The following is a 14,810-nucleotide window of genomic DNA, read 5'->3' on the forward strand; positions in this document are numbered from 1 at the left end:
TATTAAACTAAAATTATTTTTCTAGGAGGTGCAAAGATGGCAAAATATATTACTCGTCGTGTTTTTTATATGTTTATAACGTTTTTCCTGATAGCGACTGCAACATTCTTTTTAATGAAGACGCTTCCAGGATCCCCGATTAGCTCTGCTTCAAAACTATCCCCTACGCAACTTGCGGTAGTTGAAGCGAAATATGGGTTAGATCAACCGATTCCAGTACAATATGCAAAATATATGTTGAATTTGGCGCAAGGCGACTTAGGTAACTCATTTCAATTTAAGAATGCTAGCGTAACAGATTTAATAGTAGATCGTTTAGGACCATCTATGTTACTTGGAACTCAAGGTTTAGTGCTTGGTGTGGCAATAGGTATACTATTAGGTATGATTGCAGCATTAAGACAAAATACTATTTGGGATTATGGTAGCACATTTGTGGCTATCATCGGTATATCTATTCCATCTTTCGTTTTTGCAACTTTTCTTCAATATTGGTTAGCTGTTAAATGGCAACTATTCCCTGTCGGTTTATGGAAGGATGGCTGGATGTCCAGCGTACTCCCATCTATTGCTTTAGCAATGGGACCACTTGCAACTGCGTCTCGATTTATAAGAACGGAAATGATTGAGGTTTTAAGCTCAGATTATATTACTCTAGCAAAATCTAAGGGTGCCAATGGTTTCGAAATAGCATTTAAGCATGCTTTCCGAAATGCTTTGATCCCGTTAGTTACTGTTCTAGGGCCATTAGCAGCAGGATTATTAACAGGATCCCTTGTTATTGAACAAATCTTTGCAATACCTGGTATCGGAGAGCAATTTGTTAAATCTATTATGTCGAATGACTTCTCTATCATTATGGGAACAACATTATTCTTCTCTGCGTTCTTAATTGTCGTAATATTCTTAGTAGATGTACTATATGGCATCATCGATCCACGTATTCGTTTGTCAGGAGGTAAAGATTAATGAAACACGACTTACAAAAACCACCTGCTGATTCCTTTGAGAGAATTCAAATTGACGCTAGTCAAGCGGAGCGCATTACAAAACCGAGTTTAAGTTTCTGGCAAGATGCATGGCTACGAATTCGCAAAAATAAAGCTGCGATAGTTAGTATGTTCATTCTGGCTATCATTATCATCATGGCTTTTGTTGGACCAATGATTAGTCCTCATGATGCGGAAACACAAACTATTACTCACGCTAATTTACCTCCAAAAGTTCCAGGAATTGAAAAACTTGGAATAATGGATGGCGTTGGCACTCTTGCAGGAAACGAAGTAGACTTATATGAAATGAAAAAAGTAGATACGTACTATTGGTTTGGTACGGACGGTTTAGGTAGAGATATGTTCTCACGTGTTTGGGAAGGTACTCAAATCTCTTTATTTATCGCTTTTGTGGCAGCTGTAATAGATATGGTAATTGGAGTTGCGTACGGTGGTATTTCTGGTTATTACGGTGGACGTGTAGATGACATTTTACAACGTATAGTAGAAATACTATATGGTATTCCTACACTTGTAATTGTTATCCTCATGCTGACATTTATGGAGCCAGGTATAACAGCGATTATTATTGCGATCACCATCACCGGATGGATTGGTATGTCTCGTATAGTACGCGGTCAAGTATTAAAATTCAAAAACCAAGAGTTTGTATTAGCATCCCGTACATTAGGTGCAACAAATGGTCGTATTATTACCAAACATATTCTACCTAATATATTAGGTATTATCATTATCAATACAATGTTTACTATTCCAAGTGCGATTTTCTTTGAAGCATTTTTAAGCTTCATTGGATTAGGTCTGCAACCACCGGCAGCATCGTTGGGTACTCTTATTAATGATGGTTACAAATTGATTCAATTCCAACCACATATTTTATTGTTCCCAGCTATTATTATTAGTTTACTAATGATTGCATTTAACTTACTTGGTGATGGATTACGTGACGCACTTGATCCAAAAATGAAAGACTAATAGGAGGAAAGCATAATGGAAAAGATATTAGAAGTTAATGACCTAGAGCTTTCCTTCCATACATTTGCTGGTGAAGTTAAAGCCATCCGTGGTGTTAACTTCGACTTGAAAAAAGGAGAAACACTTGCAATTGTAGGAGAGTCTGGTTCTGGTAAGTCAGTTACAACGAAGGCAATTATGCGTTTATTGCCTGAATCAAGTTCAGAATTTAAAAATGGTCAAATTTTATTCAATGGAAAAGATTTGACTAAGCTATCGGATAAAGAGATGCAAAAGATTCGAGGGAAAGATATTTCGATGATCTTCCAAGATCCAATGACTTCTTTAAATCCAACGATGACAATTGGTAACCAAATCATGGAACCAATTTTAAAGCACCAGAAGGTTAGTAAAACAGAAGCACGTAAAGTGGCAATTGATCTTTTACGCTTAGTAGGTATGCCTAAACCAGAAGCTCGTATTAAACAATATCCTCACCAATTCTCAGGTGGGCAACGTCAACGTATTGTAATCGCTATTGCTTTAGCATGTAATCCACAGATTCTTATCGCGGATGAGCCTACAACTGCTTTAGATGTAACAATACAAGCACAAATTTTAGAATTAATGAAGGATCTACAAAAGAAAATAGATACATCTATCATTTTCATTACACATGACCTTGGGGTTGTTGCTAATGTAGCAGATAGAGTCGCAGTAATGTATGGGGGAAAAATTGTAGAAATTGGAACTGTCGATGAAATATTCTACAACCCTCAGCATCCGTATACTTGGGGCTTACTGAGTTCGATGCCATCACTGGATACAGCAGAAGCAAAATTATATGCAATTCCGGGAACTCCTCCTGATTTATTGTATCCTCCAAAAGGCGATGCATTTGCTCTACGTAGTGATTATGCATTAAAAATAGATTTAGAAGAAGCACCGCCGTTCTTTAAGGTAAGTGATACGCATTCAGCAGCAACATGGTTGTTACATCCAGATGCACCAGAAGTAGAACCACCACTAGCAATTGTAGAACGTATGAAAAAGTTTCCAGGCAGTCGCTATTATGAAGGAACGGAAGGAGGTACTTACTGATGGCTGAAAAATTACTAGAAATTAAAAATCTTAAGCAGTATTTCAATCAAGGTAAGCCTAATGAAGTTCGCGCTGTAGATGATATCAGTTTTGATATTTACAAAGGGGAAACACTTGGACTAGTTGGAGAATCTGGTTGTGGTAAATCCACAACAGGTCGTACAATTATCCGTCTTTACGATGCAACAGATGGACAAGTAATTTATGATGGTATAAATGTACATGATAAAAAATCAAAAAAAGATTTAAAGTCATTTAACCGTAAAATGCAAATGATTTTCCAAGATCCGTATGCATCTTTGAATCCTCGTATGAAAGTACTGGATATTATTGCAGAAGGTCTAGATATTCATGGACTTGTTAAAAATGCAAAAGAACGCAAAGAACGTGTGGTTGAATTATTAGAAACAGTTGGTCTGAATCGTGAGCATGCAGATCGTTATGCACATGAATTTTCTGGTGGTCAACGTCAACGTCTAGGTATTGCGAGAGCATTAGCAGTTAACCCAGAATTTATCATTGCTGATGAGCCAATCTCTGCACTAGATGTTTCTATTCAAGCGCAAGTAGTAAATTTACTAAAAGAATTACAAGAAGAAAAAGGCTTAACTTATTTGTTCATTGCACATGATTTATCTATGGTTAAATACATTTCCGATCGTATTGGTGTAATGTATTTTGGGAAACTAGTAGAACTAGCTCCTGCTGAGGACCTATACAATAATCCAATGCATCCATACACACAATCATTGTTGTCAGCAATACCACTTCCTGATCCAAATTATGAGCGTACTCGTGTACGTAAATCATATGATCCTGCCTCTCATAATTATCAAGATGGAGAAGAGATAGCGATGCGAGAAGTAACACCTGGGCATTTTGTTTATTGTTCAGAAAAAGAGTTTGCAACTTTACAAGCTATTTCAAATTGATAAGTATAATAAATCAACGACCATTCATCCAGAATGGTCGTTATTTATTGAAGAAAATATAAGATTTCTCTACCTAATTTATAGTGGAACCGTAAACATTAATCTCTGCTCTAGGTACTATCTAACTTATCCCGCTGGATAATGATTTATTAAAATGTGACTAAAAAATTATATACTGAAAAGGTTTAAAACAAGTATTTATGGGTACAGACAGAGTAATCTTAATAAACTCTAGTAATTTATCTTACTTTTGGACTAATGGCACTTTCTTTCATAGATTCAACTTGTTAGAATAGAGTGACTTATAGGAAAGGGATTTTTAAATATATGAAAAAACATCTAAGAATAATAGCCTCTGCATCGATTGCAATGACCGTATTATTGCCTGGAGCAGTTAGCGCAGAAACTAGTTTGTTTTCAAAAGATTTTTCAACTAAGGAGTATAGCTTTCAAGCAATAGACGAATCTCTTATTTCCTCTTCTAAATTATTTGTTTATGATTCTGGATTGACGTTCAATTATCCAGATGCTGTAAGAGGCGTATATGTAACCGGACATTCCGCAGGAGGAGAACGTTTTAATGATTTATTGAATTTAATGGATACTACGGATCTTAATGCCATGGTTATAGACATTAAAGATGATTTCGGTAATCTTACATACGTTCCAAAAGAGGATTCCCCTCTGACCAAATACGATATAGGTAAACCATACATAAAAGATCCAAAGACAATGTTGAAGAAAATGGAAGAAAAAGAAATCTACCCTATTGCTCGTGTCGTTATCTTCAAGGATACTGAGCTTGCAGAGAGCAAACCTGAATGGTCATTTGTAGAAGGTTCATCAGTTTGGAAAAATGGGCGGGGTGAAGCATTCGTTAATCCATTTATGAAAGAAGTATGGGATTATAATGTAGAAATTGCAATCGAAGCTGCTAAAATGGGCTTTAAAGAAATTCAATTTGACTATGTTCGTTTTCCTGAAGGATTTGAAAAAAGAGAAAATACTTTGAAATACTCTATGGGGGAGTATGAAACTTCCGAATTAGATTTGGTTCAACGTAGAGTTTCAGCGGTTACAGATTTTGTAGCTTATGCAAAAGAAAAGCTTAAACCATATGGTGCGCAATTATCAGTTGATATTTTCGGTTATTCAGCCACTTTACCAGAAGCCCCAGGAATTGGTCAAAATTTCAACAAAATTTCTGAAAATGTAGATGTTATTTCCTCTATGATTTACCCAAGTCATTGGACTTCTTATTTCGGAATTGCTAAACCAGATTTAGAACCATATAGATTAGTGCAGGAATATGCAAAAGTTGAAAATGCAAAACTAGCAGAGCTTGAAAATCCTCCAGTTTCTAGACCATGGCTACAAGATTTTACAGCTTCCTATTTGGGGGCAGGTAATTATCAACAATATGGTAAAGATGAAGTAGAGGCGCAGATTAAAGCGTTAAGTGAAGCTGGTATAAAAGAGTATTTGTTATGGAATGCAGGCAACAAATATTCTAAAGGGGTAAATTATACGCCTTAAGGATAAGGTAAAACTAAAATGATTCAAGAAGTAGGATGAAATTTAATCCTACTTTTTTTTCTTTTTTGAAACCTTTTTACATTCTGAACGTACTATTAAGTATAACAGATATTTTCATTAAGTATCACTAATTGAGAATGCTATTTTTTATAATAGAAATGTTTAAGTTCTTTAAATGATGGGTATTAATTAATATGTACCTAAATTGGATTTATTAAATATAAGGAATTCTTAATAAGTAACACGAAATTGTGACAGTAATTTTTACAAGGTAAAATTTTCAGTAAAACGTATTTAAAATGAATTAAAAGTGGTGTATACTTAGAAAGTATATTACTACATTAAATTAATTATAATCTACCTTATATAACACAGACATTTGAAAGGAAGTGTTTTTTTAAAATGATGGTAACCTTATTCACTTCACCTAGTTGTACTTCTTGTAGAAAAGCAAAAGCTTGGTTAGAGGAACATGAGATAGCATATAAAGAACGTAATATTTTTTCTGAACCACTTAGTATAAGTGAAATAAAAGAAATCTTAAGAATGACCGAAGACGGAACAGATGAAATTATTTCAACACGTTCGAAAATATTTCAAAAGCTTAATGTGGATTTAGAAAGTCTTCCGTTACAACGTCTATACGAATTAATTCAGGAACATCCTGGATTGTTACGTAGACCAATTATTTTAGATGAAAAGCGTCTACAAGTTGGTTACAACGAAGATGAAATTCGTAGATTCTTACCTAGAAAAGTACGTGCTTATCAATTACTTGAAGCGCAGCGTCTAGTTAACTAGTATTATACTAAGCTAATTGTTTTTCAAAGTTCGTTTTGAAAAATAATTGGCTTTTCTTTTTTCCTTCTACTTGCATTCATTGCGAAAATTTTCTACAATGCATATAGTTTGGTTAATAATTTTAAAAGTGAAGCAGGAATCCTTTTCTTTTTTTCACAAACGACATACAATAGTAATAGACACTACACAATTGAGACGGTAAGAAGCGAAAGGAGATGTGTTAAATGGATATCGAGCGTATCAATGATAACACTTTCAAAGTATACATTTCATACATCGACATTGAAGAAAGAGGCTTCAGCCGAGATGAAATCTGGTTCAATAAGGATAAGAGCGAGCAGCTTTTTTGGGAAATGATGGATGAGGTTCATGATGATGATCATTTTGAGGAATTAGATGGTCCCTTATGGATTCAAGTTCATGCGATGGAAAAGGGTTTGGAAGTGATTGTCACAAGAACGGAAATAACAAAACAAGATGAGCGTATAGGGAGCAATTCGGATGTAGATGATATATCCAGTAAAATATTTAAAAATGGGGTATCAAGTTCAATTGGCACACATGAATTTGATGATTTTTCAAGTTATATGGATGAATTAGAAGAAATACCAATGGATTATACATTTGTTTTTGAAAGCTTCGAGGATGTAATTGGTCTTGCCAAAAAGTTAGATGAAGCAGACTTACAGACCTCTTTGTATTTTTATGAAGAAAAATACTATTTGCATATCATTTTTGATTTTGAAATAACAGAATTTGAATCAGTACTTAATATATTGAGTGTTGTTTCAGAGTTTGCAAATAATTCAAAAACGACTATTCATATTATTCAAGAGTATGGAAAACAGATAATTGCCAACGGAGTTCTAGATGAATTAAATAAGCATTTTTAAAACCTTCTATTTATAGAAGGTTTTTTTTTAGAACGAAAGTGTCCAGTAACCAATGGGTTCTCGACACCTTTAGAGTGAATAATACTCCTGACTTCTGTTTCAGCTGGATGCTTCCTGCGGGTGTTGCCTCAGTCTCCTCGCTTCACAGTAAGATCTCCCTTAGCCATATTCTTCTGGTATCATTACCTTTCAATCAATAAAAATCTAGCAAAGCCTTTCAAAAAAATAAAAGAGTAATAGTATAGCAACGGTTCTGTTCAAAGTACTTCGAAATGCTTTATGATCTACTGTTTTCTTATAAGGCATTTTAAAGGAGGTTGCATTATTGACTGAAAATTTGTATATTTATATATGGAGGTGATACTAATATTATCAGCAGTAACAGCAAATGGAGAAATTATCATACCAGCACAGTATCCAAGAATTTTTTTAGACAAATTGAAGACAAGCAAGAAATTCTCTTGTATACAATGTAATGAACAAGTCATATTAAAAAATGGTTTAATAAAAATACCGCACTTTGCCCATATTCGTAATATTTCTTGCACTACCGCTTTTTCAGAAGGGGAAAGCGAGGACCATTTAAATGGTAAATTACATTTATATGAGTTCTTTCAAAAGCACTCTTCACCAGTTCAACTAGAAGCCTATCTTTCTTCCCTTCATCAAAGACCTGATCTATATGTTCAAAGTGAACCTTACCCTTTTGCAATAGAATTTCAGTGTAGCCAAATCCCAATTAATGCAATTCAGCAGCGAACAGAAGGCTATATTGCTAAGCAAATAATCCCCATATGGATATTAAGAACACCTACAATGTCTGAATTCCCACTTCAAGAAATAGGGACTATGCAACTCTCCGCATATCGACAGCAGTTTTTTTACTCAACCCCTAATGGGAAAATAATAATCACCTATTGTCCTCAATCTAAAAACTTTCATTATATTTCAAATCTAATGCATATAAAGGCAAATAATTATATTGTAAAAGTAAAGAAACTTTCTTTGGAAAAGCAGTCTTGGCCATTCGCCATTATAAAAAGAAACTCATGGGAGGAATTTCAAAAGTACTTCAACGTATATATGCATCATCGATCTAAACAGATAGACAATCTGTTCTTTTTTAATAGAAAAGGAATACAATCTCCTTTTCTACAAATATGCTATAGATGGAGAATCCATCCTAAAAACCTTCCTATGTTTATAGGTATACCTACAAAGCATGCATCTATTTTTTCAGAGCATGCTGTCGAGTGGCAAATTCAATTTATCGACTATTTGTATAAACTCGACTTATCACTTCAGCAAGCAGATACCCGACATTGCGAATCATTTCTGTTTTATAGAAACAAACTAACTTCCAAACCTTCAGCTCAACATATAAAGGCGGTAGAATCTTATCTCTATCTATTGCAACGCTGTCTTATTTCATCAGATAATGTCATATATACTAGTAAAATAAATTACTCATCGATGACGCAGTTGTTATACAGTGAATTCCTTGCAAATTGATTAGAAAATTGAGAAAATAGTAAGTGATTCGTAATTCGAAACAATATGAGGGGGATACTAACTTGACTACAGATACAAAGAATAAAATCTTGACCCGCGATGAAGTGGCAGAAAATTTAACATGGAAATTAGAAGATATTTTTGCCTCTAATGATGAATGGGAAAGGGAATACAAAGAGGTTGCAAAATTGTCGGAGAAAGCATCTTCCTATCAAGGGACGATCGATAAAGGAGCAAACGCTTTATTGGAAGTGTTGACTTATCGTGATGAAATTACTTCGAGATTACGTAAACTATATACATTTGCACATATGCGTACAGACCAAGATACAGCTAATAGCACTTATCAGGCTATGGATAGCAGGATTAAATCATTGTATGTAAAAGTTTCAACAGAGTTATCCTTTTTAGTGCCAGAAATTCTTTCAGTAGATGAGTCTGTTATTGCAAATTATCTAGAAGAGAGTAATGATTTACAAATATACAGTCAACTACTTGAAGAAATCAATAAAGAACGCCCACATGTTCTCCCAAAAGAACAAGAAGCATTACTTGCACAATTCTCGGAGGTAGCTGGGGCATCATCTGATACATTCGGCAAATTAAATAATGCTGATTTAGAGTTCCCATCTATTAAAGATGAAGATGGCAATGAAGTACAACTAACACATGGCAGGTATTCACGTTTCTTGGAAAGTGAGGATCCACGTGTGCGTGAGGATGCATTTAAAGCAATGTATGATACGTATGGTAAATTCCGTAACACATTCGCTTCTACCCTAACAGGGAATATTAAAGGAGACAATGTCAACGCAAAAATTCGAAACTATGCTTCAGCGCGTGAGGCAGCGATGTCTAACAATCATATTCCCGAGAGTGTGTATGATAACTTAGTTAATACAATCAATAAAAACGTCCATTTACTTCATCGATATGTAAGTCTACGTAAAAAAGTGTTAGGCTTAGATGAATTGCATATGTGGGATCTTTATACACCATTAGTAAAAGAATTGAATATGGAATACACATACGAAGAGGCTTGCGATGCGATGATTAAGAGCTTTGAACCTCTAGGTGAAGAGTATGTTTCTATCGTCAAGAAGGGACTTGAAAGTCGTTGGGTTGATGTAGTGGAAACGAAAGGTAAAAGATCTGGAGCTTATTCTTCAGGGACATATGGTACCAATCCGTATATTCTAATGAACTGGCAAAATAACGTAAACAACCTATTTACGCTAGCACATGAATTTGGACATAGTATTCATAGTTATTATACAAGAGCAAATCAGCCTTATGTTTATGGAGATTATTCCATCTTTGTGGCAGAGGTTGCCTCTACTTGCAATGAAGCATTATTGAACGATTATCTATTGAAAACAATTGACGATCCTAAGAAACGTATTTACCTGTTAAATCATTGGTTGGAAGGATTCCGTGGAACTGTTTTCCGTCAAACCATGTTTGCGGAATTTGAACATATTATTCATCAGTTAGATCAAAATGGTGAAGCTTTAACTGCTGACAAGCTAACAGAAGAATATTATAAGTTAAATCAAAAGTACTTTGGTGATGAAATTATTATCGATGAGCAAATTGGATTGGAATGGGCAAGAATTCCTCATTTCTATTACAACTACTATGTATACCAATATGCAACTGGTTTAAGCGCAGCAACTGCCCTTAGCAATCAAATACTAACGGAAGGTAAGCCGGCTGTTGACCGTTATATTAATGAGTTCCTAAAAGCAGGTTGTTCAGATTACCCAATCGAAGTATTGAAAAAAGCAGGAGTAGATATGAATACTGCCGATCCTATTGAGGAAGCATGTCGCGTATTTGAAGAAAAACTAAATGAGTTAGAACAATTACTTTTAACGAAATAAATGATAAAAGCCTGACGCTAAGTTAGGCTTTTATTAATTTGGAGTTATTACTACTATGTTCGAAGTTGAGTTCCAATCATATTCAAAAATTTAAAGGTAGGACGTCCTATGATGTATGGCGAATTTGTGAAAAGCGGCGCTAATATATTGTATTATATAAACCGACGTGGTAAAGTAAGAGTGTGAAATAAATCACAAGATAACATACACCCCTTTGTTTGAACGTGAACATTTCTCCCATCCCCTTTGTAATTGAAAATGCCCTTTCCTCGGTAGGAGGAAATGGGCATTTTCTGTTTTATCTAATTTAATTACAGTAAGAAAAGAATTCATTTTGATTACCATAATCAAAATGAATTCTTTTTTTCTATACAGTTTTAAAACTACAGATTGAATTGTTGTAATTTTAAAATATAACGGGAAAAGGATGAATTGATGAACAGAGGAGGCTAGTCCGGTATTAAGCAGAGAGGCTATTCGTATCATGCTCTTAGTAAAATAAGCCTGAAGTCCTGTAAATTAGATGAACTATGGCTGTTTATTAAATTTAAGAGAAATGTAAGAGCTTTTATTTATAATTATGATAACCAAATTAATACAAAAGTAATGTATGTTGAGGGTGGAAAAACTAAATGGATATAAAAAGAAGTATATTTTCCTATCTAGCTATAAATGTGGCTATTATATTAGTTCTAATTAGTGCATATTCGTTTATAGCATTTACTATACCAGTCAATGCAATAAGTTTAGAAAAAGACACTTTTTATGTATCTGAAAATGGAAATGATTCCAATGATGGGACAATAGATGCACCATGGAAAACAATTCAAAAAGCAGCAGATACACTGAACAATGGAGAAACTGTATATGTTCGGGGGGGAACATATTCAGAGTTTATTCATATTACAAACTCTGGTTCTAAAGAGGAAGGATTTATCTCTTTCAAAGCATTTCCAGGAGAACAACCAGTGCTAGATGGAAAAAATTTAGTATTAACAAGCGAAAACCGTGCATTATTTTTTATTGAAAATGCTAGTTACATTCTAATAGATGGTTTTGAAATCAGAAATTTAAGTACTTCGAATTCCGATAGATATCCTGCAGGGGTACTCGTTAAAGAAGGTAGCAGCAACATTCAACTCGTTAATAATAATGTACATCATATACAGAATAAATCACCAAATGGAAATGCACATGGTATTTTATTTTACGCTAATTCAGCTTACTCCATGTCCAATATTGTAATAAAAAACAATGATATTCACCATTTAACTCTTGGGAATAGTGAGGCACTTACACTCAGTGGAAACTTGGATGGTTTCACTATTACTGAAAATACGATACATCACAACAATAATATTGGTATTGATGTAGCAGGGTTTTATGAAGCATGTACGATATCCAATTGTGTAGATCAAGTAAGAAATGGAACTATATCAAATAATAAAGTATATAACAACAGTTCTGGTAAAAATCCTGCGTATAATGGGAGCCACTCTGCAGGGGGGATATATGCGGATGGCTCAACAGATATTGTGATTGAAAAGAATTTAATTTATAACAATGATTTTGGAATAGAACTTGCTAGTGAAAATTATGGGAAAAATACAGCCTATGTAACTGTAAAAGATAATATTATTTACAATAACAATGGCGCTGGAATAATCATTGGTGGGTCAAGTAAGAGTAACGGAGGAGCTTATAAAAATATCATAATTAATAATATTCTTAGTTTTAATGATCAATTAAATGCAGGCTTTGGTGAAATAACAATTCAAGCGAATGCATCTAAGAATCAATTTATCAATAATACAATTTACAGTAAAAATAAAAACAAAACAATACAACAAAATGATAAGGAAGAGATTAGTAATTTATTTATAGGTAATCATATTTATTCATTTGAAAAACAACCTTCCTTGACAAAAATAATTATAAACAAGTTAAAGAAAATTCGATGAAATAATCAAGAATTGGAATCTAGTAATATATGATGGGAAGGTTTTGAGATGAAAGTATTAATTACTGGTGGATATGGTTTTATTGGTTCTCATGTGGCGGACAGGTACTACAAAGAAGGTTATGAAGTTTTCATAATCGATGATTTATCAACAGGAAATAGAGAAAATATAACATTTAAACACAAAGGTTATATACTTTCAGTTAAAGATCCAAAATGTGAGGAAATATTTAAGTCTTACCAATTTGATGTAGTTGTTCATTTAGCCGCTCAGGTAAGTGTCGCAATTTCGTTATTAAATCCTCGAGAAGATATAGAAACAAATGTAGTCGGACTAGTAAATATTTTAACACTTTCCCAAAGATATAAAGTGAAAAAATTCATTTTTGCTTCCTCCGCTGCTGTTTATGGTTTTAATGATCATCTTCCACTAAAAGAAGAAGAAATTAGTAAACCAATTTCCCCCTATGGAATTAGTAAGTGGATGGGAGAAGAGTACTGCCAAAAGTGGAGAGAATTACATGACTTCGAGAGCGTTTGTTTTCGATTTTCTAATGTATATGGACCAAGACAAAGTAATGTTGGAGAAGGAGGAGTCATATCCATCTACTTGGATAGAATTATTAATAACCAACCACTAGATCTGTATGGAGATGGGGAGCAGACAAGAGATTTTATCTATGTAGAAGATGTCTCAGATGCTATTTTTAGAGCTTCTCATTCTACTATAGCAGGAATCTACAATCTTTCTACAAACACGGAAAATAGTATAAATAACATAATTGATAAGCTAAAGAACATTCATGGGGATATACGAACAAATAACTTATTAGCAAGAGAAGGAGATATTTATAAATCTGTTTTAAGTAACCAAAAAGTGATGGACGCACTTGATTGGAGTCCAATGTATGACATGGAAGCAGGTTTGGAACGCACGTATAGCTGGGCTCAAACGAAACAAGGTGAAAAAGAAAGCGCGGTAACTACTGTTCAAACAGAGAAAAAAATTCCGACTATCTATAAAAAAGTTCAACCCTATATTGAGAATTTGTTAGTTTTTTCAATTATTTCTTGGCTCACCTTAACGAACCAGGTAAGTATTTTAGATATGATGGGTATAGGAATTTTTTACATTATGGTGATCGGCGTTATATACGGAAATAGACAATCAATTATTGCAGTAGGACTATCTGTATGGTTACTTATTGTTGAAAAATTAATGGAGGGTAGGGAAATGGTTTCCTTATTGTATGATACTTCATTCTTTTTTCAATTAGCGTTATTTCTATTCGTTGGATTGGTAGTAGGCTACTCTACTCAACGAAAAAACAATATGCTTAGGGAGCAGAAGGCGAAAAGGGAAGAATTAGAGAACCGATATGAGTTTTTAAACGGAATTTATACGGAAATGAGAGAAGTAAAAGAAGAATTGCAATTACGTATGCTCAAAAGTGGAGATAGTTTTGGGAAAATCCATTCTATATTAAAAGAATTAGACGGTCTTGAGCCAGAAAAAGTATTTACTAAAACGGTTAACGTTGTGCAAACAATTATGAATGTAAAAAATGTCTCGATTTATATTTTAAATCAAAATAATACATTCCTAAGATTAATAGCGCATTCTAATGATTCTGAAATAAACCGAGTCAATTCCATAAAAGTGGAGGAGACAAAATACGTCGGCGGTATTTTAAGTAATGGAAAAGTTTTTGTTAATAAAGAACTTAATCCGAATATACCTTTAATGGCAGCGCCTATTTATCATCGTGATAGAATTGCAGCAATTATTACGATAAATGATCTCGACTTTGAGAGTTTTTCTCTTTATCATGAAAATTTATTTAAAGTAGTTTCAGAATTAGTGGAATCTGCTTTAGGAAGGGCATTTAGCTATATAGAAGCAACGGAAAGGGACCGCTACGTACCTAACACTACTATTTTGAAGAATAACATATTCGAGGAAATCTTAATTAGCAAAAAAGAAGCGAAAGAAAAGCACAACACTCCTTTCCTATTATTAGAGGGGGTATACGATGAGAAGTCGATTAGCGAATACTCTAGAGAAATCACGAGTCTACTCAGAGAAACGGATTATATCGGTCATAGTAAAAACAATAATATACTTGTCCTTCTATCTAACACGACCAAACATGACGGGCAAACTGTATTATCACGATTTGAGAAAAAAGGGTTAAGATTGAAACTGGTAGAGGGAGAGATATAAA

Annotated in this window: 11 protein-coding genes; all 11 read left to right on the top strand. The window is 34.0% G+C overall.

What is annotated here, in order from left to right; genetic code table 11:
* Positions 1 to 36: 36 nt before the first annotated feature.
* On the top strand, positions 37 to 969 hold the full coding sequence (opp3b, locus tag MKY60_RS05375) for an oligopeptide ABC transporter permease (protein WP_241596265.1): 933 nt from the start codon (positions 37 to 39) through the stop codon (positions 967 to 969).
* The gene (gene opp3C / locus MKY60_RS05380) at positions 969 to 1,988 is read left to right on the top strand and encodes an oligopeptide ABC transporter permease (RefSeq protein ID WP_241596262.1); all 1,020 of its coding nucleotides are present in this window, start codon (positions 969 to 971) and stop codon (positions 1,986 to 1,988) included. The genes opp3b and opp3C overlap by 1 nt, the downstream gene beginning before the upstream one ends.
* 15 nt (positions 1,989 to 2,003) lie before the next feature.
* Positions 2,004 to 3,068: an ABC transporter ATP-binding protein gene (locus tag MKY60_RS05385; RefSeq protein ID WP_241596259.1), complete on the top strand. Its 1,065-nt coding sequence runs from the start codon at positions 2,004 to 2,006 to the stop codon at positions 3,066 to 3,068.
* Positions 3,068 to 4,000 (top strand): ABC transporter ATP-binding protein, encoded by a 933-nt coding sequence (locus MKY60_RS05390; RefSeq protein ID WP_241596256.1) that lies wholly within the window; start codon positions 3,068 to 3,070, stop codon positions 3,998 to 4,000. Before MKY60_RS05385 ends, MKY60_RS05390 begins: the two co-directional genes overlap by 1 nt.
* A gap of 327 nt (positions 4,001 to 4,327) precedes the next feature.
* Positions 4,328 to 5,536, top strand: coding sequence for a putative glycoside hydrolase (locus MKY60_RS05395; RefSeq protein ID WP_340928997.1), 1,209 nt, complete (start codon positions 4,328 to 4,330; stop codon positions 5,534 to 5,536).
* Between the two features lie 405 nt (positions 5,537 to 5,941).
* Positions 5,942 to 6,337 carry a transcriptional regulator SpxA gene (spxA, locus tag MKY60_RS05400; RefSeq protein WP_175453953.1) on the top strand — a complete coding sequence of 132 codons (396 nt, stop codon included), beginning with the start codon at positions 5,942 to 5,944 and terminating at the stop codon, positions 6,335 to 6,337.
* A 224-nt stretch (positions 6,338 to 6,561) separates the two neighbouring features.
* Positions 6,562 to 7,230, top strand: coding sequence for an adaptor protein MecA (gene mecA / locus MKY60_RS05405; protein WP_241596251.1), 669 nt, complete (start codon positions 6,562 to 6,564; stop codon positions 7,228 to 7,230).
* Positions 7,231 to 7,581: 351 nt separating this feature from the next.
* Complete coding sequence (locus tag MKY60_RS05410) at positions 7,582 to 8,742, top strand: competence protein CoiA (protein ID WP_340928999.1); 1,161 nt, start codon at positions 7,582 to 7,584, stop codon at positions 8,740 to 8,742.
* A gap of 62 nt (positions 8,743 to 8,804) precedes the next feature.
* A complete protein-coding gene (gene pepF / locus MKY60_RS05415) occupies positions 8,805 to 10,625 on the top strand; it encodes an oligoendopeptidase F (protein WP_340879288.1) in 1,821 nt (606 codons plus the stop codon).
* A gap of 632 nt (positions 10,626 to 11,257) precedes the next feature.
* Positions 11,258 to 12,586: a right-handed parallel beta-helix repeat-containing protein gene (locus tag MKY60_RS05420; RefSeq protein WP_340929000.1), complete on the top strand. Its 1,329-nt coding sequence runs from the start codon at positions 11,258 to 11,260 to the stop codon at positions 12,584 to 12,586.
* A 48-nt stretch (positions 12,587 to 12,634) separates the two neighbouring features.
* Positions 12,635 to 14,809, top strand: coding sequence for an NAD-dependent epimerase/dehydratase family protein (locus tag MKY60_RS05425; RefSeq protein WP_340929002.1), 2,175 nt, complete (start codon positions 12,635 to 12,637; stop codon positions 14,807 to 14,809).
* The last annotated feature ends 1 nt before the right edge of the window (position 14,810 follow it).

Origin of the sequence: Psychrobacillus sp. FSL K6-1415 (genome assembly GCF_038003185.1) — a bacterium.
GTDB classification, from domain to species: Bacteria; Bacillota; Bacilli; order Bacillales_A; family Planococcaceae; genus Psychrobacillus; species Psychrobacillus psychrodurans.